Raw genomic sequence first — 23,674 nt, forward strand, 5'->3', positions numbered from 1 at the left:
AACGGGGCGGCAGGCCCCCGGGTGGAGATCACCCGGGGGCCTGCCGCCTCTGTGTCTACGCCGCGCGTGGGGCTCGGCCGCGCGGAGTTCAGCCCTGCCTGATCGGCCGTCCGGCTCAGTTGGGCAGGATGACCGTGCCCTGCGTGTCCGGCACGTCGCCGTCGAGGTCGGCCAGGTTGGCGACCTTGCTCTTCGGCGGCGCCTTGACCGTGACCTTCCTGCCCCAGCCGGCGAACGTGGTGTCGTCGCTGAGGGTGAGGGTGAGGGTGTCGCCCCGGACCTTCAGCTTCAGGTCGGCGGTGGCCGAGGCGCGGCGGACGAGCTGGTCGGCGCCGATCCACAGCTTCCACGACACCACGGTCTTGGCGGGGTCGGACCCCAGGCTGGCGAAGCTGTTCTTGATGCCCGGGCTGACCTTGATGAGCTGCGTCAGCGGGATGGTGCCGCGGTAGAGCGTGGTCTTCGCGCCGTTGACGCTGCCGCCCGGACCCTTGGCCTTGGTGGTCGCGAGGACCGTCTTGAGGTTGCGCCAGTCGGCGGGGTTCACGAGCTCGCCCAGGCTCGACGAGGAGCCCGGCCGCTGGGCGGGGAGCCGCAGCCAGGTCTTGCCCTCGGGCAGCAGGCTCGTGTAGATCCCGCCCGAGAGGTAGCCCGTCTTGCCGATGACGATCGCGCGGAGGGGCTTCTCCGCGTCCTTCAGGTCCTCGTTCTCCCCCTTCAGCAGGTCGTTGTACTTCAGCGTCTGCCTGCTGTCGGAGGCGACGACGCCGGACCGGCCGAAGGCGAGACCGCCGTTCGAGGTGAACTTGACGGCCGTGATGCCGGCCATGGTCAGCGTGCCCGTGGAGACGTAGCGCACGCCGTGGCCGGCGACGTACTGTCCGCGCAGCGCGGCCACCGGGTCGGCGGCGGGGGCCTGCGCTTGTGTCGAGGTCTGAGCCTGCGCGGGGGCGGCGACGGCGGGCGCCACGAGCGCGGCCGTCGCGGCGCACGCCAGCGCCATGAGTGCTCGCTTCAAGGGTGATTCCTCCCGTAAGTGCCCTCAAGATCCGGAGGGCAGCTTGGGAATCCTTGCGGCTCATGATCACAGGAAAGTAACGAAAATCAACATTTCCTGTGAGTATTCAGAGAGTAACGCGATATGCGCGCTGAATATTGTTTCGGCCGCGAAAAGCGCGGAGGGGCGGCCGCCGAATGGCCCGGGCGTGCCGAGAGCCTGGGGGCGCGTCGCGCGCATGCGCGACCGGCGGCTGACGCGGGGCCGTTCCGGGGCGGAGCCTCCGGCGGCGGTTACGCTTCGGGCAGCGAGCACCATCTGCGGGAGGTCTTCATGGCAGGCAGGATTCGGGTCGTCGTCGCGAAGCCGGGGCTCGACGGGCACGACCGCGGGGTCAAGGTGGTGGCCCGGGCCCTGCGCGACGCGGGCATGGAAGTCATCTACACGGGGCTGCACCAGACGCCGGAGCAGATCGTCCGTACGGCGATCCAGGAGGACGCGGCGGCGATCGGGCTGTCCATCCTGTCCGGCGCCCACATGACGCTGTTCGCCCGGCTCTTCGAGGTCCTCCGTGAGGAGGGCGCCGAGGACATCGTCGTGTTCGGCGGCGGCATCATCCCCGAGGCCGACATCCCCGAACTGGCGAAGATGGGGGTCGCCAGGATTTTCACACCCGGGTCCACGACGCAGGAGATCGTGGAATGGGTCCGTTCGGCGGTCCCAGCCACCGTTTAGGCATTTTGCCCAACCTTGCCGTACTCCATGGTTGTTGGCAAGGCTCCAGTGGGACCCGACGACGCGGCCACGCTCGTACGGGGACTAGGCTTCATGCGCGGAAACGCCGGGCGGGACGACGGCGCCCGGCCTCGGACATCAAAAGGGACGGACCCTCGTGGACCTGTTCGAACATCAGGCGAAGGAGCTCTTCGCGGAGTACGGCATCCCGGTGCCGCGCGGAATCGTCGCGCACACGCCGGAGGAGGCGCGGGCGGCTGCCGAGCAGCTCACCGGACGCGTTGTCGTCAAGGCCCAGGTCAAGACCGGCGGGCGCGGCAAGGCCGGCGGCGTGAAGGTGGCCGACGACGCCGCCGACGCGCACGCGAAGGCGACGCAGATCCTCGGCATGGACATCAAGGGCCACACGGTCCACAAGGTCCTGATCGAGGAGGCCAGCCAGATCGCGGAGGAGTACTACTTCTCCTTCCTGCTCGATCGTGCCAACCGCACCTTCCTCGCCATCTGCTCCGCCTCCGGCGGCATGGACATCGAGGAGGTCGCGCACACCGCGCCGGAGAAGGTGGCGAAGGTGCCGGTCAGCCCGCTGACGGGCGTCGACCGTGCCAAGGCCCGCGAGATCGCGGTGGCGGGCGGCCTGCCGCAGCAGGCGCTGGACGGCGCCGCCGAGCTGATCGAGAAGCTCTGGGCCGTCTTCGTCGACGAGGACGCCTCGCTCGTCGAGGTCAACCCGATGATCCTGTCGGCCGACGGCCAGGTGAAGGCGCTCGACGGCAAGGTCACCCTCGACGACAACGCGAACTTCCGCCAGGCGGAGCACGCCGCGTACGTCGACAAGGCCGCGGAGGACCCGCTGGAGGCCCGGGCCAAGGAGAAGCACCTCAACTACGTCAAGCTGGACGGCAACGTCGGCATCATCGGCAACGGCGCGGGCCTGGTCATGTCCACGCTCGACGTCGTGGCGTACGCGGGCGAGGAGTTCCCCGGCCAGCCCAAGCCGGCCAACTTCCTCGACATCGGCGGCGGCGCCTCGGCCGAAGTCATGGCGAACGGCCTGGAGATCATCCTGTCCGACCCGTCGGTGAAGTCGGTCTTCGTGAACGTCTTCGGTGGCATCACCGCCTGCGACGCCGTCGCCAACGGCATCGTCTCGGCCTTCCAGCTCTTGCAGAGCCGGGGCGAGGAAGTGACCCACCCGCTGGTCGTCCGCCTGGACGGCAACAACGCCGCCCTGGGGCGGCAGATCCTGGCCGACGCCGCGCTGCCGCGGGTCGAGCTGGTCGACACCATGGACGAAGCGGCCAAGCGTGCCGCCGAGCTCGCCGCGGTAGGTGCGTAATGGCTATCTGGCTCACCGAGAACAGCAAGATCATCGTTCAGGGCATGACCGGTGGTGAGGGCACCAAGCACACCCGCCGCATGCTCGCCGCCGGCGTCAAGGTCGTGGGCGGCGTGAACGCCCGCAAGGCCGGCATCACGCACGAGGGCCTTCCGGTCTTCGGCACGGTCAAGGAGGCCATGGAGCAGACGGGCGCCGACGTGTCCGTCGTCTTCGTGCCCCCGGCCGCCACCAAGGCCGCCGTCCGCGAGGCCATCGACGCCGAGATCCCGCTGTGCGTGGTCATCACCGAGGGCGTGCCGGTCCACGACACGACCGAGTTCTGGGCGTACGCCGTCTCCAAGGGCAACAAGACCCGCATCATCGGCCCGAACTGCCCCGGCATCGCCTCGCCGGGCGCCTCCAACGCGGGCATCATCCCGGCCGACATCACCACCAAGGGCCGCGTCGGCCTGGTGTCGAAGTCCGGCACGCTGACCTACCAGCTCATGTACGAGCTGCGTGACATCGGCTTCTCCACCTGCGTCGGCATCGGCGGCGACCCGGTCATCGGCACGACGCACATCGACGCCCTCCAGGCGTTCCAGGAGGACCCGGAGACCGACGCGATCGTGATGATCGGCGAGATCGGCGGCGACGCCGAGGAGCGCGCCGCGGCCTACATCGACGAGCACGTGACCAAGCCGGTCGTCGCCTACGTCGCCGGGTTCACCGCGCCCGAGGGCAAGACCATGGGCCACGCCGGGGCGATCGTGTCCGGCTCCGCCGGCACCGCCCAGGCCAAGAAGGAGGCCCTGGAGAAGGTCGGCGTCCGCGTCGGCCGCACGCCCAGCGAGACCGCCCGCCTGATGCGCGAGATCATGTCTAGCCGCTGATCGCGCGTCCATCGACTGTCGTCCGCGACCTTGCGCTCCCACCGCCGCGGTGGTGGGAGCGCAAGGTCGCGGTCGTTTTCCGGCCCGGCCGGTACGCGTGCCGATGCGTCCGGATTGCGTACTCCTCGGCGTGGCGACGTGGAGGGAGACCGCGGGGCTGGGATGATGCGGTAGCGTGACGGGCCTTCTCGATCAGTTCAGGACCGCTCCCCGCGCCGTGCTCGGCCGCATGGGGGCCGGCGACGACGAGGAGACCCGCCGTCCGCTGCCCGTCTCCGGCATGCTGGCCGCGGTCGGGACGCTCGGCGTCGGCCTCGCCGTGCTCACCACGCTCACGCTCATCGGCTGGATGGCCGCGCCCCGCGGGCCGTTCGGCGAGGGCCTGCCCGGCGTCTTCCGCACGGCCTGCCAGCTCTGGCTCGCCGCCCACCACGCCGGTTTCGCGATCCCCGGCGGCCGGGTGGGCCTGCTGCCCATCGGCCTGATGATCCTGCCGGCGATGCTGCTCTACCGGGCCGGTCTGTGGATGGCGCGGGACGCCGACCTGCGGGTGCGGATGCCGGCCCGGCTGCCCAAGGGCACGCCGCGCGACCTCGAGAACGCCCGGCGCCGCGCCCAGCTCGCGCTCATCGCCCAGGCCGGCATCTCGCTGGCCGCGCCCTACGCGCTGCTCGCCGGGGTGATCGCCCTCGTCTCCGGCAACGAGGTCATGCAGCCGTTCCTGGGGGAGGCGCTGGTCAGCCACCTGCTGCTGGCCTTCGTCGCCGGGTCGGTGGCGACCGCCCGCACGATCGGGCCGTGGCGGTCGATGCTGCGCCTGCTGCCCGAGCGGCCGCGGTCGCTCGTGGCCGGCACGGCCGTCGCGACCGCGCTGATGCTCGTGGCCGGGGCCGTGCTGGTCCTCGGGGCCGTGGTGGTCAACTTCGCCCGGATCCAGCAGATGTCGGAGGTCCTCAGCCCCGGAGTGGTCGGCGGCCTGCTGCTCCTGCTCCTCGAGGTCCTCTACTTCTTCAACGCCGTCGTCTGGGGCATGGCGTACATCTCGGGGCCCGGTTTCGCGGTGGGCGCCGGGACGCTGGTCGCGCCCACCGGGGTCAAGCTGAGCGCGGTGCCCATGCTGCCGCTGCTGGGCGCCCTGCCGTCGTCCGGTGCCGCGCCCACCTGGGTCATGGGCGTGATCGCGCTGCCGTTCGCGGCCGGGGCGGTCGCCGGCGTGGTGACGGCCCGCGTCGCGCCGACCCCGTCGATCGAGGCCGCGCCGCTGTGGGGGTTCGTCTGCGGGGTCACCTCCGGCCTCGTCGCGGGAACGCTCGCCGCGCTGTCGGGCGGCCCGCTCGGCGGTGCCGGCCTGGCCGCGGTGGGGCCGTCCCCCTGGGAGGTGGCGCTGTCGGTCACGCTCGAGGTCGGCGTGGCCGCCGGCATCTCGGCCGGCATCGCCAACTGGTGGCTGATCTCCCGGCGGCCGGCCACCCCGCCCGAGCCGGTGCGCAAGGCCGGCGCCGTGATCGCCAAGGCCGCCGGGCGGGTGCGGCCCGCGCGCGGCGCCCACCTGCCTGGTCACTGGCTGGACGCCACCGAGGCGGACACCCAGCCGATCCCGGTCATCAGGGACGACTGGGCCGACGAGCACGCCGCGGCGGCGGCGGAGACCTTCGACGACATGGGCGCGCGACGGGCCGGGGCCACCCCGCGCATCCCCGACAAGCCGAGCGGACCGGCCGCGAAGCGTCGTGCCCCGAGCCCCCCGCCGAAGCCGCGCACGGACATCGTGGACGAGACCGACGACCGCGGGGGTCACGTCATCTACGTCGATCCCTACGCCTGGGACCGCGACTGATCCGTCCGAGGCGGCTCGGCGACGGCCGAGGCGAGCCGGTCCCGCAGGTCCGTCAGGCGGGCGATCTCGGCGTCCAGGGCGGCGATCCGGCGTTGCACGACGCCGCTTCCGGCGCGGCCGCCGCTGTCGCCGGAGCAGCCGGGGCTGCCGTACGGCGGGAGCGTGTCGCCCTCCAGCAGGTCCAGGCGGTCGGCGCAGCGGGCGACGTCCTCGATGGTGAGGCCGAGGGCGAGCAACTGGCGCACCAGGCGGATCCGGGCGACGTCCCGCGGGCCATACTCCCGTTGGCCTGACGAGGTCCGCGCGGGCGGCAGGAGCAGCCCGCGCTGCTCGTACAGGCGCAACGCCCGTGGGGTGGTCCCGGCCGCCGCCGCGGCGTCGCCGATCCGCATGAGACCTCCTGCGCCGTGCTCACGGCTTCACGATCTTCACAACTCCACGACGACCGTTCCCACGTGCCGTCCCTCGAACAACTCACTCAACGCCAGCGGCGCGCGTTCGATGCCCGCGATCCGCGTGTGCGGGAAGGCGACGGCGCCCGCCCGCAGCCAGGCGCCGAAACGCTCCGTCCACTCCGCGTGGGTCTCGTCGTCGACGCCGGTGAGGCCGCGGAGGGTGATGTTCTTGGCGATGAGCTGGAAGGCGTCCAGCTCCACCGGGGCCGTCGTGCCGCCGGACGCGGCCGACAGCTGCGTGGCCAGGGTGCCGACCACGACGAGGCGGGCACCGGGCCGCGCCGCGGCGGCCGCGGCCTGGAGCTGTTCGCCGCCGACGGTGTCGACGACCACGTCGACGCCGTCGGGCGCCGCCTCGGCCAGCCGCTCGCCGATCGGGCCGCCGTCGCGCAGCACCACCGCGTCGTAGCCGAGCTCGTCGGTCATGCGCCCGGCCTTGGCCGGTGAGCCGGTGGTGCCGATCACGCGTGCCGCGCCCAGCAGCCGGGCGATCTGGCCGGCGAGCGAGCCGACCCCTCCGGCGCCCCCGGTGACCAGCACCGTCTCGCCCGCGCGCAGGCGGGCGATCCGGGTCAGCGCGGCGTACGCGGTCGCGCCGGACGCCAGGTGCGCGGCCGGGTCGGGCAGGGCGTCGCCCAGCGGCGCGGACGCGGGGACCGCGGCGTACTCGCGCCAGCCCTGGAAGTGCGTGACCAGGTCGCCCGGCCGCAGACCGCTGTCCGCCGTGCCCTCGACGGAGGGGGCCGTGACGACCTCGCCGATGGCCGGGCCGAACAGCGCGTCCCCGGGACGGAGCGCGGGGAAGGGCGTGCCGGGCACGCCCCCGGCGATCAGCGTGCGCAGCGAGGGGAAGACCTGGAACCAGCGGTTGCGCACCAGGACCTCACCGGGCCCCGGCACGGGCAGCGGGACCTCGGCCACGGTCAGGTGCTCGGGGCCGGGAAGACCGGAAGGAACCTCGGCGAGCCGGATCTCGCGCGCGACGCGGGGCAGGGTTTGGGGCATGGGAACTCCCAGGGTGTCGGAGAGGGACCGCTCGCGCGGCACAGCCGCACGGCCCCGCGACGCTAACCCCTGACCCGCGCGTCAAAGGCAAGCCGGTGAGCCGCCCGCGACGGCGCGGACGGCTCCCGTGCGGTCGTGTCGTCAGGCGGGGGCCGGGACGCCGGCGGGCCAGGCCACGCCCATCTTCCGCTCGAACGACCGCATCAGCTGCTCGGAGCAGTCCTGCTGGGCCGCCACCGTGCCCGCGCCCTTGCGGCACTCGTTGTACGCGTTGAGCTCGTCGGAGAAGTAGAGCTGGAATCCGGTGGTCACGATTCCGAGGACGAAGGCGAGCGACGAGAGCACGACAGCCCCGGTCGCCATCCCGATCCCGCGCCGTTCGCGGTTGAGCAGGCGCAGGTCGCGGATCGCGATGACGATCGCGAACATCGACAGCGCCAGCCCGGCCGCCGGCAGCATCAGCGTGAAGACCAGCGCCATGATGGCGAGCACGAGAGCCCTGCGCCCACCGGTCGCAGGGGTCGGCGTCTGTAGGGGTGTTGTCACGGTCTCCTCGCCTCGCGTTCCGCATAACCCGTCGTAAGTCGTGATGGCCGGCGCCCGATACGCTTTAGCTGCGTCGAGGGACGGCCCTCCACGCTCGACCACTCTCTAAGGAACCATCTCCCGGCAATCACCTGCAAAACGAAGGCAGCTCACGAAGGAGTTCCGCTCTGTCCGTCCGGCTCGTCGTCCTCGTCTCTGGCTCGGGGACCAACCTGCAAGCGTTGCTGGACGCGGCGGCCGACGACGCGTTCGGCGCGACCGTCGTCGCCGTCGGGGCCGACCGCACCGGCATCGAGGGTCTGGCCCGGGCCGAGCGCGCCGGCGTCCCCACGTTCGTGGAAAGGGTGGGCGACCACCCCACCCGGGAGGAGTGGGACGAGAGGCTGGCCGGGCGCATCGCCGAGCACAAGCCCGACCTGGTGGTCTCCGCCGGTTTCATGAAGATCCTCGGCCCTCGTGTGCTGGGCGCGTTCCCCGTCGTCAACACCCATCCGGCGCTGCTGCCCGCCTTCCCCGGCGCCCACGCCGTGCGCGACGCCCTCGCGTACGGCGTCCGCGTCACCGGCTGCACGGTCCACCTCGTCGACGCCGGCGTGGACACGGGCCCGGTGATCGCCCAGGAGGCGGTGCCCGTACGGGAGGGGGACGACGAGGAGTCGCTGCACGAGCGCATCAAGACCGTCGAGCGACGCCTCCTCGTCGAGACGGTGGGCCGCATGGCCCGCGAGGGCTGGACCCTGACCGGGCGGACCGTGCGCCTCGGGACGGGACGAGTCGCAGGACAGGCCGCAGATGGCCCGACATCAGGAAGGACCACGAAGTGACCCGCATCGCGATCCGCCGTGCGCTGATCACCGTTTACGACAAGACGGGTCTCGAAGACCTGGCGCGGGGGCTCGAGGCCGCGGGCGTGGAGATCGTGTCGACCGGCGGCACCGCCGCCGCGATCGCCTCCTACGGCGTGCCGGTCACCAAGGTGGAGTCGCTCACCGGATTCCCCGAGTGCCTGGACGGACGGGTCAAGACCCTCCACCCGCGGGTCCACGCCGGGCTGCTCGCCGACGGCGCCAACCCCTCCCACGTCAAGCAGCTGGAGGAGCTGGAGATCGAGCCGTTCCAGCTCGCGGTGGTGAACCTGTATCCGTTCGCCGCCACGGTCGCCTCCGGCGCCTCCGACGCCGAGTGCGTCGAGCAGATCGACATCGGCGGGCCCGCGATGATCCGCGCCGCCGCCAAGAACCACGGCACGGTGGCCGTGGTCGTCGACCCCGCGGCGTACGGCGAGGTGCTCGCCGCGGTCGCCGAGGGCGGCTTCACGCTGACCGAGCGCAGGAGGCTGGCCGCCACGGCGTACGCGCACACCGCCTCCTACGACGTCGCGGTGGCGTCCTGGTTCGCCAACGTGTACGCGCCCGAGGGCGACTGGCCGTCCTTCATGGGCGCGGCGTGGAAGCGCAAGGCCGCCCTGCGGTACGGCGAGAACCCGCACCAGGGAGCCGCCCTCTACACCGGCGGCAAGGACGGCCTGGCCAACGCCGAGCAGCTCCACGGCAAGGAGATGTCCTACAACAACTACGTGGACGCCGACGCCGCCTGGCGGGCCGCCTGGGACTTCTCCGAGCCGTGCGTGGCCATCATCAAGCACGCCAACCCCTGCGGGATCGCGGTGGGCGCCGACGTGGTCGAGGCGCACCGCAAGGCGCACGAGTGCGACCCGGTCTCCGCGTACGGCGGGGTGATCGCGGTCAACCGCGAGGTGACCCGCGAGCTGGCCGAGCAGATCGCGCCGATCTTCACCGAGGTGGTGGTCGCGCCGTCGTTCGCGGCGGACGCGCTCGAGGTGCTCAGGGAGAAGAAGAACATCCGCCTGCTCGCCTGCCCGCAGGGACCGTCGAATCCCGCGGAGTTCCGCCGCATCGACGGCGGCCTGCTCGTGCAGACCGTGGACCGGGTGGACGCGCCCGGCGACGACCCGTCCACGTGGGAGCTCAAGGCCGGAGAGGCGGCCTCGCCCGAGGTGCTGGCCGACCTGGCCTTCGCCTGGCGGGCCTGCCGTTCGGTGAAGTCCAACGCGATCCTGCTCGCGTCCGGCGGCGCGACCGTCGGCGTCGGCATGGGCCAGGTCAACCGGGTCGACTCGGCCCGGCTGGCGGTCTCCCGGGCCGGCGAGCGCGCGGCGGGGTCGGTCGGCGCATCCGACGCGTACTTCCCGTTCCCCGACGGCCTGCAGGTGCTGGCGGAGGCCGGGGTGAAGGCGATCGTCGAGCCGGGCGGCTCGATCCGCGACGAGCTGGTCATCGAGGCGGCGAAGGAAGCGGGCATCACGCTCTACTTCACCGGCACCCGGCACTTCTTCCACTGATCGAGAAGACCGACGTACGGCCACGGAGGGGCGACTGTTGGGATGGATGGGGTGAAAACGGCACGATCACCCCGGTGGGGCGGTTAGCCTGAAGCGCCCCACCCCATCCTCCCACGGAGTCCCTCCATGCCCCTTGATACGATCATGAGCTCCTTCGCGACGATGAACGGCGTGTGGAACAGCCCCATCGCGCTGCTGCCCGTCGCCGCGCTGGCCGCCTACTTCGGTTGGCGGATCGTGGAGTTCATCCCCTTCACCCGCCGGATCATCGAGCGGCGCGAGGGGGGACAGTAAAGCACCGGAAGGACCACCCGGAAGGACAGGGAGAGCCATGACCGCGCGGCTTCTGGACGGCAAGGCGACCGCCGCCAAGATCAAGAGTGAGCTGGCGGAGCGGGTGAAGGCCCTGGCCGCCCGGGGTGTCACCCCCGGCCTGGGCACGATCCTCGTCGGCGACGACCCGGGCAGCCAGATCTACGTCGGGGGCAAGCACCGCGACTGCGCGGAGGTCGGCATCACCTCCATCCGCAAGGACCTTCCGGAGAGCGCCACCCAGGCGGACGTGGAGGCCGCGGTCGACGAGCTGAACGCCGACCCGGCCTGCACGGGCTACATCGTCCAGCTGCCGCTGCCGCGTCACCTGGACACCCAGGCGCTCATCGAGCGCATGGACCCGGCCAAGGACGCCGACGGCCTCCACCCGGTCAACCTGGGCAGGCTCGTCCACATGGTCGACGCCCCGCTGCCGTGCACCCCGCGCGGCATCGTGGTCCTCCTCCAGGAGTACGGCGTGCCGCTCAAGGGCGCCGAGGTCGTCGTGGTCGGCCGGGGTATCACCGTGGGCCGCCCGCTGGGCCTGCTGCTCACCCGCCGCGCGGAGAACGCCACCGTCACGCTCTGCCACACCGGCACCCAGGACCTGGCGTCCCACGTGCGCCGGGCGGACGTCGTGGTCGCCGCGGCCGGGGTGCCCCACCTCGTGACCGCCGACATGGTCAAGCCCGGCGCGGCCGTGCTCGACGTGGGCGTCTCCAGGGTCGACGGGAAGCTCACCGGCGACGTGGCCCCCGACGTACGCGAGGTCGCGGGCTTCGTCGCCCCCAACCCCGGCGGGGTGGGGCCGATGACCCGGGCCATGCTGCTGGCCAACGTCGTCGAGGCCGCCGAGCGCCACTGATCCACCGCTCGCCGGGGTCACCCCGGCGTCCCCTTTCCGCGGCGCGGCGCTCTCACGTCCTCCCCGCCGGCCTGCGGCCTTTCTTCTTCCCCGCCGCCTTGGCGACCTTGCGGGCGGGGGAGTGACGGCCTGAGCGAGGGCGCCGGAGCGATTCGCGGGCGAGGCGCTTGGTTCCTTGTTCGCTCGCGGGCCGCGTCGGCGTGGGCGTGGGCGTCTGCGCGGGCGCGTGCAACTGCTGGGCGAGCCAGGGCAGCGCCTGGGGAAGCTCCCTGTTCCAGGTGGCGAAGTTGTGGCCCCCACTCGGCAGGATCAGCGAGGACGCCCGCATGGGCGCCTTCACCGCCGCCAGGAAGTCCGTCGTCGCCCGGTAGTCGGACTCGCCCTCACGGCTGCTCGCCACCAGGACGGACACGGGTGGGGCCGGCAGGTTGGCCAGCCGCCACATCAGGTCGTTCTCGTCCTGGAGCCGCCGGTTCCCGCCGAACAGGTTGCCCGTCGTCACGTCCGTCAGGGCGTGGAAATACCCGGACAGGGACACCGCGGCGGAGAACGCCTCGGGGTGCCGCATGGTCAGCTTGAGCGCGCAGTAGCCCCCGGTCGATTCGCCGAGGACGCCCCAGTTGGCGGCTCCGGTGCCGACGCGGAACGCCGCGGCCACCGCCCGCGGCACGTCCGAGGTGAAGTACGTCTCGACCTGCGGCCCACCCGGCACGTCCACGCACTCGGTGTCCCGGGGCGGCGCGACCGTGGGGCGCATGAGCACCAGGACGGTCGGGCCGATCTCGTGGGTGAGGATCGAGGTCGCCGTGAGGGCGGGCATGTCGAGCCGGGTGACCAGATTCTCCGCGTCGCCCGGATAGCCGGTCAGCCCGAGGATCACGGGGAAGCGCCGGCCGGCGAACTTCGCCTCGAAATACTGCGGCGGCAGGTACACGTACGCCGACGAGCTCAGCCCGGTCCTCGCCCCGGCGATCGTCACCTGCTCCAGCCGCCCCGCGGGCAGGCCGGCCTTCGGCCTGGTGACCTGCACCGGCCTGCTGCCGAGGACCCTGACGAGGCCCGCTCCGCCGGCCGCCGCACCCGCCGAGCCCGCCGTGATCGCCGGCGTGTCGGCCGCGTTCGTGCCCAGCAGGTCGCCCCACGAGCCGAAGAACCCGAAGTACGCGTTGACGACGACGGCGATCGCGAGCAGCAGCAGGGTCTGGTCCGCGACCAGCACACCCACGCGCGCGGCGATGGAGCGCCAGGACGGCCCGCTCAGCCGGGGCCACAGCCAGACGGTCGCGACCAGCCCGCCGACGGCGAGCGCGACGAACAGGACCTGCACGTGCGCCGTTGTGAGCTCCAAATCCGGCCTCTCCTAAAGTCCCCCGTGGTGCCGGTTCATGCAAAGGTACTCGCGGGGCGTAAGGGAGTGGTTAAGGATCGAATTCCTCGCCCCCGGAGCGGATATCACCACTTAAGGTCTCGTCCCGTGAGCCGTCGGACCCACATTTCCCGCAGCGGCGGGATCGCGCGTCCATGGGTGCCCGCAGCGGCAGCGTACGCCGCGCTGTTCATCGGCATCCTGGACATCGTCAAAGCCGTGTTCCCGCGCCTGCGCGGAAGCAGGATCAGCGAGATCGCGAGCGTCCTGCCGGGCAGCGTCACCACGCTCGCCGAGACGGCGTCGTTGCTGGTCGGAATTCTGCTGATCATGCTTGCCCACGCGCTCAAACGGCGTAAGGCGCGGGCCTGGCGCGCGGTCGTGGTGCTGCTGCCGGTGGGAACCGTGCTCGAGGGGCTGCACCGGCACCCGGTCGCCGCGTCGGTGTCGCTGCTCCTGTGCGTGGTGCTGGTGGTCAACAAACGGGAGTTCTACGCCCTGTCCGATCCGCGCTCGCGCTGGCGGGCGCTGTGGAACCTGCTGGTGCTCGGCGCGTTCGACGTCCTGATCGGGTGGATCCTCGTCGCCGCGCACCACCGGACGGTCGCGGGCCACCCCGGTTTCGGCGACCAGATGCGGCACGTCGTGCTCGGCCTGGTCGGCCTGGAGGGGCCGGTCGGGTTCACGTCCGAGCGCACCGGCGACCTGGTCTACTTCTCGCTCGCCGGGCTCGGCGCGCTCACCGCCGTCACCACGATCTACCTGGCCCTCCGCCCGGAACGGCCGGTCGCGGCGCTCACCGAGGACGACGAGCGGCGTCTGCGGGCCCTGCTCGACCGGTACGGCCGGCAGGACTCGCTCGGATACTTCGCGCTCCGCCGGGACAAGAGCGTGATCTTCTCGCCCAGCGGCAAGGCCGCCGTGGCCTACCGGGTCGTCGCCGGGGTGATGCTGGCCAGCGGCGACCCCATCGGCGATCCGGAGGCGTGGCCCGGAGCGATCAGGCGGTTCCTGGAGGAGGCCAGGCGGCACGCGTGGGTCCCGGCCGTCATCGGGTGCGGCGAGACCGGCGGCGAGGTGTGGACCAGGGAAGGCGGTCTCGACGCACTGGAGATCGGGGACGAGGCCGTCGTGGAGGTGGCCGGCTTCACGCTGGAAGGCCGGGCCATGCGCAACGTGCGCCAGATGGTCAAGCGGGTGGAGCGGCTCGGCTACACCTGCCGGGTACGGCGGGCGGGGGACCTGAGCGAGGCGGAGCGCGAACGCATCCGCAACGCGGCCGACTTCTGGAGAGGCACGGAGACCGAGCGGGGCTTCTCGATGGCGCTCGGCCGGTTCGGCGACCCCGCCGACGCCGGCTGCCTGGTGGTCACGGCCCACCGGGCCATGCACGAGGGCGAGGAGACGCCGGGCGGGGATATCCGGGCCGTCCTGCATTTCGTGCCCTGGGGAGCCGACGGCATCTCCCTCGACCTCATGCGGCGCGACCGCGAGGCCGACCCCGGGCTCAACGAACTGCTGATCGTCCGGGCCCTGCAGGCCGCGCCGGACTTCGGCGTGACCAGGGTGTCGCTGAACTTCGCGATGTTCCGCTCCGCGCTGGCGCGGGGCGAACGGCTGGGGGCGGGACCCGTGCTGCGCGCGTGGCGCGCCGTCCTCGTCTTCCTGTCCCGCTGGTTCCAGATCGAGTCGTTGTACCGCTTCAACGCCAAGTTCAGGCCGCTGTGGGAGCCGAGGTTCCTGGTCTACCCGACCGCCCGCGATCTCCCGCGTATCGGTGTCTCCGCGCTCCAGGCGGAGGCGTTCCTCACGCTGCCGGGCCTGGGCTGGAGGAGCGGCCTGCTCCAACGGCGGCGCCGTCCGCAGGCCGCCCCCGGCGCGGTCACCGGCGGCACACGCCGGGGAGGTCGCAGAGCTTGGCGGCCATCGTCCGGGCGTCCTTGATCAGCGGGCGGAACTGGGAGGCCGGAAGGCTCTTGGTCACCAGGCCGGTCCTGACGTAGACCGCTAGCGCGCTCCCCTTGCGGACGACGACGGTGCGGGAGCGGTTCTCGAAGAAGAAGCCGCCGATCCTGAGAGCCTCGTCGCCGATGGCGGTGCTCTTCCACCTGTACGAGTAACGGTTCGGGCCGCGGCCCCCCGTGCCGCACTCGGCCAGGTCGGCGCGTACCGACTCCATCGCCGCCTTCGCCGCCCGCTCCGACGGGTAGAGCACGACCTGCTCGCTCCGATAGACGGTCTCCGCCACATAGGTGAACGTACGGCTCGCGCTGCGGCCGTCGCGGGCGGTCCTGCGGCCGCACGGGTTCACCTCAAGGGGCTTGTTCAGGCTGTCGGTGAGCTTCAGGTGCTCCCACGGCCTGCGCGGCCCGTCCACCTTGGCCTCGTCCAGCAGGAACCCCTTGGGCAGCCTGGCCGGAGCCGTCGCCGACGCCTGGCCCGCACCCGGTCCGGTGGCCTGAGCCGTCTGAGCCGCCGTCGCCGGCCCCGCGCCGATCGCGGTAGCCGTCACCGTCATCGCCGCCACGAATGTCAGAACCCCGCGCATCGCACGCTCCCTTGCCGATCGGTCGACGTCCCGTTCGACGTGGCTCTCGCGTGTTTTGTTCGGCACTTTTGTGATGTACCGATCTCACTTCGGATGACCTGAACGTCTCTACAGGCATCCATATCGTCACACCACTGCGGAAAGGAGCAGGTTCTCTTCTGCTCCAGCTCAACGGCTACTGGCGAATGGCCGTGGCGTGGAACGACCGTGAGAGCGGGGCGGTGCCCCGCGGCTGCGTCGTCTCGCCGGCCGCCGCCGAGACGGACCCGCGGCCGTGCGTCGGCTACGGGCTTTCGGAACGCTCCACTTGCCGCCGGGGGTGGACGGCATCCGCCCCCCGGCGGCCGGTGTGCCGCTGGTTCAGGACGCCCGGCGGCCCGCGCTGGTGCGGGGCTGCGGTTCCGGCTCGGCCGGTCCGGTCGCCCGCTGTGGCGGCACGACCGGCGTGGGCCGCACCAGGCCCAGGGCGACCACCTCGTTGGCGAGCCGGGTGCGCCGGTTGGTGCCCTCCGGGATGCGGAACTTCTGGTAAAGCCGCAGCAGATGCTGCTTGACCGCCGCCTCGGTCACCACCAGGTCGTCGGCGATCTCCCGGGCCGTCGCGGGCGCCACGAACGCCTCGTCGGAGAGCGCGGGACGGCACAGCGAGGTGAGGACGTCGACCTCCCGGCGGGTGAGTTCCGGCGCGGCGGCGCGGCGCAGCTCGACCTCGGGGGCGAGGTCCTCCCGCGGGATCCCGCCGACCCGGGCCCGGGCGGCCCCGAAGGAGACGACGTCGCCGTCGTCCAGGACCCTCCTGGCGATCGGCCTGCCGTTCACCCGCGTGCCGTTGCGGGACAGGCCCAGGTCCACGACGTACAGGTAGGGCCCGCGACGGACGAATTCGGCGTGCAGCCGTGACACGCTCGGATCCGTCAGCCGGATGTCCACGCCTCGGCCGCGGCCGATCGTGGTGACGTCGGGGCGCAGCGGCACCACCTCGCCGCTGTCCTCGATCCGTATGAACGGCCCCTCCACGGCAGTTCCTCCCCAGGTAGCCCGCCGTTACTTTCCCTATAGCTGCGGCTTACCCACCCGTGGCGGAGGGGAATCGCCTTTGCCACGAGCAGAATCAATCCTGAAATTGGTCTGGACCTTTGAGGGGCGCTTTACCTGCTCACGGGTAGACTTCGGGCGGAGATAAGCGGAGGAAACACTTATGGCGGACAAGCCCACCAAAGGCCTCGCCGATGTCGTCGCCGCGTCCACAGCGCTCAGCGACATCGACGGCAAGGCCGGCCGTCTGTTCTACCGGGGATACGACATCCACGACCTGGCCGGCCACGCCACCTTCGAAGAGGTGGCCCACCTGCTCCAGCGCGGCACGCTGCCGACCCGCCGGCAGCTCGCGGACTACGGCGCGGAGCTGACCGAAGGCCGCACCCTGGGCGCGCTCGTCGAGAGCAACATCTCCGAGATCGCCGGGAAGCAGGCGCCCATGGAGGCGCTGCGCACCCTGGTCTCGCTGGCCGGGGCCGACGACCCGGACAAGGACTCCAACGCCGCCGAGGCCAACCGCGCCAAGGCCGCCAGGCTCACGGCGCAGCAGCCGGTCCTCGTCGCCCGCTACCACGCGGCCAGGACGGGCGCGGACATCCCCGCGCCCGATCCCGAGCTGAGCACCGCCGCGAACTTCCTGCTGCAGATCACCGGCCGCCGTCCCGAGCGGCGCGAGGTCGAGATCTTCGACACCTGCCTGGTGCTGCACGCCGACCACACGATGAACGCGTCCACGTTCGCCGCCCGCGTGTGCGCCGCGACGCTGTCCGACATGCACTCGGCGATCGTCGCCGCCATCGGCACGCTCAAGGGCCCCCTCCACGGTGGGGCGAACGAGCAGGTCATGCGTACGCTGGAAGCGCTGGACCCGCGCGGCGTCGCGCAGGCCGTACGGGACAAGCTGGCGGCGGGCGAGAAGATCATGGGATTCGGGCACCGCGTCTACAAGACCGAGGACCCCCGGGCGACGCACCTGCGGCGGATGTCGCAGGAGCTGGCCGAGGCCTCGGGCGACGACACCTACTTCCGGATGTCTCGGGAGATGGAGGAGGTCGTCTTCGCGGACAAGCACCTGTACCCGAACGTCGACTTCTACGCGGCGACCGTCTACCACTACCTCGGCATCCCGACGGACCTGTTCACACCCGTGTTCTCGGTCAGCCGGATGTCCGGGTGGACCGCCCACGTGATCGAGCAGCACGCCGACAACCGGCTGATCCGGCCGGACAGCGAGTACATCGGCGAGCGCGACCAGAAGTGGGTGCCCATCGACGAGCGGTGACAGCGAGGAACGCGCCGAGGTCCGCAGTGGCAGGCATGGGAGAGATGTGAGAACGAGCGAGAGCACGGCCTGGGGGCCGTACCTGCTGGTGGTGGCGGGTGCGGCCGCCGGGTTGTGCGTGATCGGCCTGGGTGCGCCGGTGCCCGCGGGCGGTGCGATCATGGGAAGCGGCTTTCTCGCCGGATCCCTGGTCCGGGTGACGGTCTCGGAACGGCGGGCCGGCGCGCTCGCGGTGCGCAGCAAGCGGATGGACGCGCTCACGCTGGCGGCGTTCGGCGCGGCGCTCGTCATCGGCTCGCTGCTCATGCTGCTGCGGCTGCACGACTCGTAGGGACACGACCTCGTCGCGGATCTACCACAGCCGTCCGATAGCCTCAACGGCCAGTGAGCCTCAAAAAGGACGTGCTGGCCAGTTAAATCAGAAGGGGAACCCCACGCATGCCCAAGATCAAGGTAGCGGGCCCGGTCGTCGAGCTCGACGGCGACGAGATGACCCGGATCATCTGGCAGTTCATCAAGGACCAGCTGATCCTTCCCTACCTCGACGTCGACCTGAAGTACTACGACCTCGGCATTGAGCACCGCGACGCCACCGACGACCAGGTCACGATCGACGCGGCCAACGCCATCAAGCAGTACGGCGTGGGCGTGAAGTGCGCGACGATCACGCCGGACGAGGCCCGCGTCGAGGAGTTCGGCCTGAAGAAGATGTGGAAGTCCCCGAACGGGACGATCCGCAACATCCTCGGCGGTGTCATCTTCCGTGAGCCGATCATCATGTCGAACATCCCGCGGCTCGTCCCCGGCTGGACCAAGCCGATCGTCGTCGGCCGTCACGCCTTCGGCGACCAGTACCGCGCCACCGACCTGAAGATTCCGGGCGAGGGCACGCTGACGCTGACGTTCACGCCGAAGGACGGCAGCGAGCCGATCGAGCTCAACGTCTTCGACTTCCCCGGCGCCGGCGTCGCCCTGGCGATGTACAACCTGGACGAGTCGATCCGCGACTTCGCCCGCGCCTCCATGCGGTACGGCCTCAACCGCGGCTACCCGGTCTACCTGTCGACCAAGAACACCATCCTCAAGGCGTACGACGGCCGGTTCAAGGACATCTTCGCCGAGGTCTACGAGACCGAGTTCAAGGCCGACTTCGAGGCCGCCGGGATCACCTACGAGCACCGCCTGATCGACGACATGGTGGCCGCCTCCCTGAAGTGGGAGGGCGGGTACGTCTGGGCCTGCAAGAACTACGACGGCGACGTCCAGTCGGACACGGTGGCGCAGGGCTTCGGCTCGCTCGGTCTCATGACCAGCGTGCTCATGACCCCCGACGGCCGCACCGTCGAGGCCGAGGCGGCGCACGGCACGGTGACCCGCCACTACCGGCAGCACCAGCAGGGCAAGCCGACCTCCACCAACCCGATCGCCTCGATCTTCGCGTGGACCCGCGGCCTGCAGCACCGCGGCAAGCTCGACAACCAGCCCGAGGTCATCGACTTCGCCGAGAAGCTGGAGCAGGTCTGCGTCGAGACCGTCGAGGGCGGCCAGATGACCAAGGACCTCGCGCTCCTGGTCGGCGGCGACGCCGAGTGGCTGACCACGCAGGACTTCCTCGCGGCGCTCGACGAGAACCTCAAGAAGAAGATGGCGCTGTAACGAAAGCTGTCACGGAAACGGGCCCCTGCCTGCGGTTCCACCGTCAGGCAGAGGCCCGTTCGTCTCCCTGTGCCGTTCGTCTCCCTGGGCCGCATCACGTGCGTGCGAGAACGTCGCGGATCGCCAGCACCACCGCGTCGGGGCGGCGGAACGGCAGCGTGACGTGTCCCGCGTCCTCCACGACGCGGTTCTCGCCGCGTGGCATGGAGGCGGCGAACTCGTTGTAGAGGCGCGTCTTGCCGTCGCTCTCCGCCCGGAGCAGTTCCTCGGAAGCGCCCGCCGACACCGCCCGCTTGAACGGGTCGACGGCCGGCGCGGTCAAGATGATCACCGGTACGTCGGGCAGCGGGCCCGCGGCCCGGACCTCGTCGTAGACGGCGTTGACGTTTGCGGCCTCCCGGATGCCCGTGAGCAGCCATTCAGGGCTCACGTGGCTGTCGACGAGCGGCTCGCGCAGGCCGGCGGGCCAGCCGGCCATCTCCTGTTCGAACAGGACGCGGTAGAACTCCAGGATCTCCCGGGGCAACTCGTCGGGAAGGGCTCCGGCGGGATCCCAGGCGTCCCATCGTTCGGCCAGTTCGCGCGGCATATAGGCGCGATAGTCCTCGTGGGCCGGTTCCATCAGGACAAGCCCGGCGACCTCGCCGGGAAAGCGGATCGCGTGGTGGCGGGCGTACAGGCCGCCCAGCGAGTGCCCGGCCAGCACGTACGGGCCGGGAATCCCCGCGGTGCGCAGGAGGGCGCGGAGTTCGTCGGTGACCTCGGTGGACGAGCGGGGCAGGTCGATGCTCTCGCTCCAGCCGGTCCCGGCACGGTCGTAGAGGACGCTCGTGGTGAAGGCGGCGGCGCGTCGCTGAGCGTCCCAGTAGTCCATGCCGACCGCACCGGCTCCGGGGAGGAACACCACGGCGGGGCCGCCGCCCCCTTCTCGATGCAGCAGCAGCGTGCGGCCGTTGACGTCGTGGTACTCGCCCAGGGGTGGCTTCATGGCCGGTGTCCCTCCTGCGATTCCAATTTTGGGAATGGTACCAAGGATGGGATCGTAGCGATATGGACATGTTGACCCTCCTTCTGCACCCGGTGCGCCTGCGGATCGTGCACGCCATGTCGGGCGGTCGCGCGCGTACGGTCGGTGACCTGTGCGCGGACCTCGCCGATGTGCCGAGGACCAGCGTGTACCGGCATGTCGGGCTGCTGGCCGAGGCGGGCGTGCTCGAAGTGGTCGGCGAGCAGCGGGTGCACGGCGCGGTGGAGCGCACCTACCGGCTGCAACGAGCTCGGACGGTGATCGACCGCGACATGGCCGCGTCGATGTCGCTGGAGGACCACCGCGCGGCGTTCGCGACGGGGCTGGGGGTGCTGCTCAGTGAGTTCAACGCCTACCTGGACCGGGAGGGAGCGGACCCGTTCGCCGACTCGGTGGGGTACACCCAGTCCACCTACTGGCTGACACCCGACGAGCTCGCGGACCTGATCAGGCAGGTGCAGGCCGTCATGACGGCTCATCGGGGCAACGGGCCGGCGGCCGGCCGGCGACCATACCTGCTGAGCCCGATCCTGTTCCCCACCGGCGGAGCCATCGGAGAAGGCGACGCATGAGGCCCTGACGCCCCGAGCGTCCCCGGGATGGTTCCGGGCGGCCCCTTTCCCGTCACCCCGGGGTAGGGACCGCTCGCTGCTTTGTCACGGTTTCCTGACGTCACGGCGCGGTATCGAGCCGCGGAACCGTCGCATCGGGGCCGTAAAGTTCTGCTGGCCGGTACTTTGCCGAATCGTGGGGAACGGGATGCCGCAGATCGCGCCGTTGCAACCGGGGGATCCGACCAGGCTCGGTCCCTTCGTGCTGTCCGGCCGTCTCGGCGAGGGCGGGCAGGGCGTGGTCTACTTCGGCCAGGACCAGGCCGGCGAGCGGGCCGCGGTCAAGCTGCTGCACGTCAAGTTCTCCGGCGACGCGACCGCCAGGTCCCGCTTCGCGCGGGAGCTGCGCGCCGCTCAGCGCGTGGCGAGCTTCTGCACCGCCCGGGTCCTGGCGGCCGACCTGGAGGGCGACACGCCGTACATCGCAAGCGAGTTCATCGACGGGCGGTCGCTGCGCGAGGCCGTCGAGGAGAGCGGGCCGCTGACCGGCTCGGGCCTGGAGCGGCTCGCCGTCGGCACGGCCACCGCGCTCACCGCGATCCACCAGGCGGGCATCGTCCACCGCGACTTCAAGCCCGACAACGTGCTGCTGGCCGTGGACGGCCCCCGGGTGGTGGACTTCGGCATCGCCCGCATCCTCGACTCGACCGCCACGATCACGAGCCGGGCGATCGGCACGCCCGCCTACATGGCGCCCGAGCAGATCTCCGGCGGCAAGGTCGGGCCCCCGGCCGACGTGTTCTCCTGGGCCTCCACGATCGCGTACGCCGCGACCGGCGACGTCGTGTTCGGAGGCAACTCGATCGCGGTCGTGCTCAACCGCATCCTCAACCACGACATCGACACCGGGATGCTGCCCGAGCCGCTCGGCGGGGTGGTCCGGGCGTGCCTGCGCAAGTCGCCGGACGAGCGGCCGACGGCCGACCAGATCCTGATGCGCCTGCTGGGCCGCGCGGTGTCGGGCGACGCGTCGGCGGTCGTGCTGTCCGAGGGGGCCGCGCACGCGGCCGACCCGGACGCCACGCGCCTCGCGCGCACGGGTCCGGGCCGCGCCCTGGCGACGGGCGCGGGCACCCGACCGGCCCTGTCCTCCTCGGGCCCCACCGACCACAGGTCCGGTGGCGCGTCCGGTGGCGCGTCCGGCGGCGTCACGCGCGAGGGTGCGGGCCCCGGCGGTCACGGCGCCGTACGGGCCGGTGCGGGGGGTTCCGCTGTGGCGGGGCCCGCACGGGCCGGGATGGAGCCGCCCGGGACGGGGCCGGGCGCGATCGCGCCGGGCGAGATCGAGCCGGACGCGACCGGACGGGCACGGCGCCGCCGGAGGGGGCTCGTCGGCGCGCTCGTGGCCGTGCTCGCCGTCGTGGCCGCCGGGGGCGCGCTCGTCGCCGCCAAGACCGGCTTCGCGTTCGGCGGCGCGCCCGAGGAGAGCGGCACCGGCGACGCCGTCGTCTCGCCGCGCTCCTCGCGGCCGAGCCCGACGTACGCCTCCGTGTACGAGAAGGCGCGGCGGACCAAGCGGCTGACGATCGGCGTGCGGTGGGACGTGCCCGGGGTCGGCCTGGAGCAGGCGAGCGGGTTCAGCGGGTTCGACGTGGACGTCGCGACGTCCATCGCCAGGAGCCTCGATGTCCCCGCGAGCGGGATCACCTTCCGCAGGATCGGCGTCAACGACCGGGTGCGCGCGCTGACCGACCACACGGTGGACATGGTCGTGGCGACCTACTCCTACGACGACAACCGCGACGACGCGGTCACCTTCGCCGGGCCGTACTACACGGCCCACGCCGACCTGCTCGTGCTCGCCGGTTCGCGGATCAAGAAGCTGGAGGATCTGGCCGGGCGCCGGATGTGCGCGCCCGCCGGCAGTACCACCGCCCGGCTCGTCGCGGGCAAGGTGGACGTCGAGCAGGTCCGGGCGGGCAACTACGCCCAGTGCATGGATCTGCTGACATACGGCAAGGTCGACGCCGTGCCGGGGGACGACCTCATCATCGCCGGGTTCGCCGACCGGGTGGCGAGCCTCAAGCTGTCGGTGCTCGGCCTGCGGCTGACCGACCAGCGCTACGCCGTCGGCCTGCCCAGGAAGGACGTGCGCACCTGCCGGGCCGTGGAGGACGCGATCAGCCGCATGTACGACGACGGCACGATGCGTGACCTGCTGCGCAAGCACTTCGGCAACGTCGACTTCGATCCCGAGCGGGACGCGCCGCCCAGATTCGCCTGCCGCTGAGCCCTGCCCGTCCCCGGGCCGCCGGTCAGGCCGGGCGTTCGAGCCGGGCGATGGCGTCGTTCGCCCACTGCAGCGTGGTGCGGGTCTGCCGGATGCCGAGGTCCAGGGCGAAGTTGCCGAACTTGACCCCGGACGTCCCCTCCGGGACGGGGGAGGCGTGTTTGGCCGCCCAGAGGGCCTCCAGCTCGGCCAGCTTGCGTTCCACATGCACCTTCAGCCGCTCGAGCACCTCCAGCGCCTCGCCGGTGTCGAGCAGCGGGAGCAGGAACGCCTGCAGCGCGACCTCGCTGCGCGCAGGACCCGTGGGGTCGTGCCCGACCAGCCAGGCGCGCAGCTCCGCGCGACCCTCGGAAGTGAGCGAGTAGATCTTGCGCCCGCGCGCGCCCTCCGCCTCCACCGTCACCAGGCCGTCGGCGGTCATCTTCGCCAGCTCGGGATAGATCTGGCTGTGGCCCGCCTGCCATACATGGGCCACCGACTTCTCGAACGCCTTCGTCAGGTCGTAGCCGCTCGCCGAGCCGTAGGCCGTCAGCAGACCGAGAAGAGCGATGCGCAGGGACATGCCCTCACTATACCTATGGATTGACA

At 71.6% G+C, this 23,674-nt stretch carries 23 protein-coding genes; 14 read left to right on the plus strand and 9 right to left on the minus strand.

Going from position 1 to position 23,674, the window contains the following annotated elements; translation table 11 throughout:
• Positions 1 to 115 precede the first annotated feature (115 nt).
• Complete coding sequence (locus ABZ860_RS07885; RefSeq protein WP_357216635.1) at positions 116 to 1,018, minus strand: hypothetical protein; 903 nt, start codon at positions 1,016 to 1,018, stop codon at positions 116 to 118.
• 312 nt (positions 1,019 to 1,330) lie between these two features.
• On the opposite strand from ABZ860_RS07885, the gene ABZ860_RS07890 reads away from it, so the two are divergent.
• From ABZ860_RS07890 to ABZ860_RS07905, 4 genes are all read left to right on the plus strand, one after another.
• Positions 1,331 to 1,732 (plus strand): cobalamin B12-binding domain-containing protein, encoded by a 402-nt coding sequence (locus ABZ860_RS07890; RefSeq protein ID WP_076433118.1) that lies wholly within the window; start codon positions 1,331 to 1,333, stop codon positions 1,730 to 1,732.
• Between the two features lie 157 nt (positions 1,733 to 1,889).
• Complete coding sequence (sucC, locus tag ABZ860_RS07895) at positions 1,890 to 3,071, plus strand: ADP-forming succinate--CoA ligase subunit beta (protein WP_357216639.1); 1,182 nt, start codon at positions 1,890 to 1,892, stop codon at positions 3,069 to 3,071.
• The gene (sucD, locus tag ABZ860_RS07900; protein ID WP_079318281.1) at positions 3,071 to 3,946 is read left to right on the plus strand and encodes a succinate--CoA ligase subunit alpha; all 876 of its coding nucleotides are present in this window, start codon (positions 3,071 to 3,073) and stop codon (positions 3,944 to 3,946) included. The genes sucC and sucD overlap by 1 nt, the downstream gene beginning before the upstream one ends.
• A gap of 175 nt (positions 3,947 to 4,121) precedes the next feature.
• Entirely contained in the window at positions 4,122 to 5,783 is a 1,662-nt protein-coding gene (locus tag ABZ860_RS07905; RefSeq protein ID WP_357216642.1) for a DUF6350 family protein, read from the plus strand.
• Here ABZ860_RS07905 and ABZ860_RS07910 read toward each other — a convergent pair.
• From ABZ860_RS07910 to ABZ860_RS07920, 3 genes are all read right to left on the minus strand, one after another.
• Positions 5,762 to 6,175: a MerR family transcriptional regulator gene (locus ABZ860_RS07910; protein ID WP_357216645.1), complete on the minus strand. Its 414-nt coding sequence runs from the start codon at positions 6,173 to 6,175 to the stop codon at positions 5,762 to 5,764. The genes ABZ860_RS07905 and ABZ860_RS07910 overlap by 22 nt on opposite strands.
• Before the next feature lie 36 nt (positions 6,176 to 6,211).
• Entirely contained in the window at positions 6,212 to 7,243 is a 1,032-nt protein-coding gene (locus ABZ860_RS07915; protein ID WP_357216648.1) for an NADP-dependent oxidoreductase, read from the minus strand.
• 141 nt (positions 7,244 to 7,384) lie between these two features.
• On the minus strand, positions 7,385 to 7,789 hold the full coding sequence (locus tag ABZ860_RS07920; RefSeq protein WP_357216650.1) for a hypothetical protein: 405 nt from the start codon (positions 7,787 to 7,789) through the stop codon (positions 7,385 to 7,387).
• A 167-nt stretch (positions 7,790 to 7,956) separates the two neighbouring features.
• Between ABZ860_RS07920 and purN the strand changes: the two genes are divergently transcribed.
• The 4 genes from purN to ABZ860_RS07940 all read left to right on the plus strand — a co-directional run bounded on the left by purN (position 7,957) and on the right by ABZ860_RS07940 (position 11,328).
• A complete protein-coding gene (gene purN / locus ABZ860_RS07925) occupies positions 7,957 to 8,613 on the plus strand; it encodes a phosphoribosylglycinamide formyltransferase (RefSeq protein WP_357217599.1) in 657 nt (218 codons plus the stop codon).
• Positions 8,610 to 10,151: a bifunctional phosphoribosylaminoimidazolecarboxamide formyltransferase/IMP cyclohydrolase gene (gene purH / locus ABZ860_RS07930; RefSeq protein ID WP_357216653.1), complete on the plus strand. Its 1,542-nt coding sequence runs from the start codon at positions 8,610 to 8,612 to the stop codon at positions 10,149 to 10,151. Before purN ends, purH begins: the two co-directional genes overlap by 4 nt.
• Before the next feature lie 126 nt (positions 10,152 to 10,277).
• Positions 10,278 to 10,445 (plus strand): hypothetical protein, encoded by a 168-nt coding sequence (locus ABZ860_RS07935; RefSeq protein ID WP_167538689.1) that lies wholly within the window; start codon positions 10,278 to 10,280, stop codon positions 10,443 to 10,445.
• A 37-nt stretch (positions 10,446 to 10,482) separates the two neighbouring features.
• Positions 10,483 to 11,328: a bifunctional methylenetetrahydrofolate dehydrogenase/methenyltetrahydrofolate cyclohydrolase gene (locus ABZ860_RS07940; RefSeq protein WP_357216656.1), complete on the plus strand. Its 846-nt coding sequence runs from the start codon at positions 10,483 to 10,485 to the stop codon at positions 11,326 to 11,328.
• 52 nt (positions 11,329 to 11,380) lie between these two features.
• Here ABZ860_RS07940 and ABZ860_RS07945 read toward each other — a convergent pair whose 3' ends face one another.
• The gene (locus tag ABZ860_RS07945) at positions 11,381 to 12,676 is read right to left on the minus strand and encodes an alpha/beta hydrolase-fold protein (protein ID WP_357216658.1); all 1,296 of its coding nucleotides are present in this window, start codon (positions 12,674 to 12,676) and stop codon (positions 11,381 to 11,383) included.
• 177 nt (positions 12,677 to 12,853) lie between these two features.
• Here ABZ860_RS07945 and ABZ860_RS07950 point away from each other — a divergent pair, with 177 nt between their 5' ends.
• Positions 12,854 to 14,638 (plus strand): phosphatidylglycerol lysyltransferase domain-containing protein, encoded by a 1,785-nt coding sequence (locus ABZ860_RS07950; RefSeq protein WP_357216659.1) that lies wholly within the window; start codon positions 12,854 to 12,856, stop codon positions 14,636 to 14,638.
• Here the strand turns inward: ABZ860_RS07950 and ABZ860_RS07955 are convergent.
• Positions 14,577 to 15,242 (minus strand): hypothetical protein, encoded by a 666-nt coding sequence (locus ABZ860_RS07955; protein WP_357216662.1) that lies wholly within the window; start codon positions 15,240 to 15,242, stop codon positions 14,577 to 14,579. The genes ABZ860_RS07950 and ABZ860_RS07955 overlap by 62 nt on opposite strands.
• A 360-nt stretch (positions 15,243 to 15,602) precedes the next feature.
• Entirely contained in the window at positions 15,603 to 16,259 is a 657-nt protein-coding gene (locus tag ABZ860_RS07960) for an FHA domain-containing protein (RefSeq protein ID WP_030508446.1), read from the minus strand.
• Positions 16,260 to 16,440: 181 nt separating this feature from the next.
• Between ABZ860_RS07960 and ABZ860_RS07965 the strand changes: the two genes are divergently transcribed.
• The 3 genes from ABZ860_RS07965 to ABZ860_RS07975 all read left to right on the plus strand — a co-directional run bounded on the left by ABZ860_RS07965 (position 16,441) and on the right by ABZ860_RS07975 (position 19,218).
• A complete protein-coding gene (locus tag ABZ860_RS07965; RefSeq protein WP_357216665.1) occupies positions 16,441 to 17,562 on the plus strand; it encodes a citrate/2-methylcitrate synthase in 1,122 nt (373 codons plus the stop codon).
• Positions 17,563 to 17,608: 46 nt separating this feature from the next.
• Positions 17,609 to 17,893, plus strand: a complete 285-nt coding sequence (locus ABZ860_RS07970; RefSeq protein WP_357216668.1) for a DUF3017 domain-containing protein — start codon at positions 17,609 to 17,611, stop codon at positions 17,891 to 17,893.
• 107 nt (positions 17,894 to 18,000) lie between these two features.
• Entirely contained in the window at positions 18,001 to 19,218 is a 1,218-nt protein-coding gene (locus ABZ860_RS07975) for an NADP-dependent isocitrate dehydrogenase (RefSeq protein WP_357035863.1), read from the plus strand.
• A 94-nt stretch (positions 19,219 to 19,312) separates the two neighbouring features.
• On the opposite strand, the gene ABZ860_RS07980 is transcribed toward ABZ860_RS07975, so the two are convergent.
• Positions 19,313 to 20,206, minus strand: coding sequence for an alpha/beta hydrolase (locus ABZ860_RS07980; RefSeq protein ID WP_357216671.1), 894 nt, complete (start codon positions 20,204 to 20,206; stop codon positions 19,313 to 19,315).
• Between the two features lie 68 nt (positions 20,207 to 20,274).
• On the opposite strand from ABZ860_RS07980, the gene ABZ860_RS07985 reads away from it, so the two are divergent.
• Both ABZ860_RS07985 and ABZ860_RS07990 read left to right on the plus strand, forming a co-directional pair.
• Complete coding sequence (locus ABZ860_RS07985; RefSeq protein WP_357216674.1) at positions 20,275 to 20,817, plus strand: helix-turn-helix domain-containing protein; 543 nt, start codon at positions 20,275 to 20,277, stop codon at positions 20,815 to 20,817.
• A 175-nt stretch (positions 20,818 to 20,992) separates the two neighbouring features.
• Positions 20,993 to 23,086: a serine/threonine-protein kinase gene (locus ABZ860_RS07990; protein WP_357216677.1), complete on the plus strand. Its 2,094-nt coding sequence runs from the start codon at positions 20,993 to 20,995 to the stop codon at positions 23,084 to 23,086.
• Positions 23,087 to 23,111: 25 nt separating this feature from the next.
• On the opposite strand, the gene ABZ860_RS07995 is transcribed toward ABZ860_RS07990, so the two are convergent.
• Positions 23,112 to 23,648: a PadR family transcriptional regulator gene (locus ABZ860_RS07995; protein WP_357216680.1), complete on the minus strand. Its 537-nt coding sequence runs from the start codon at positions 23,646 to 23,648 to the stop codon at positions 23,112 to 23,114.
• Positions 23,649 to 23,674 lie beyond the last annotated feature (26 nt).

Origin of the sequence: Microbispora sp. NPDC046973 (assembly GCF_040644495.1) — a bacterium.
Taxonomy (GTDB): domain Bacteria; phylum Actinomycetota; class Actinomycetes; order Streptosporangiales; family Streptosporangiaceae; genus Microbispora.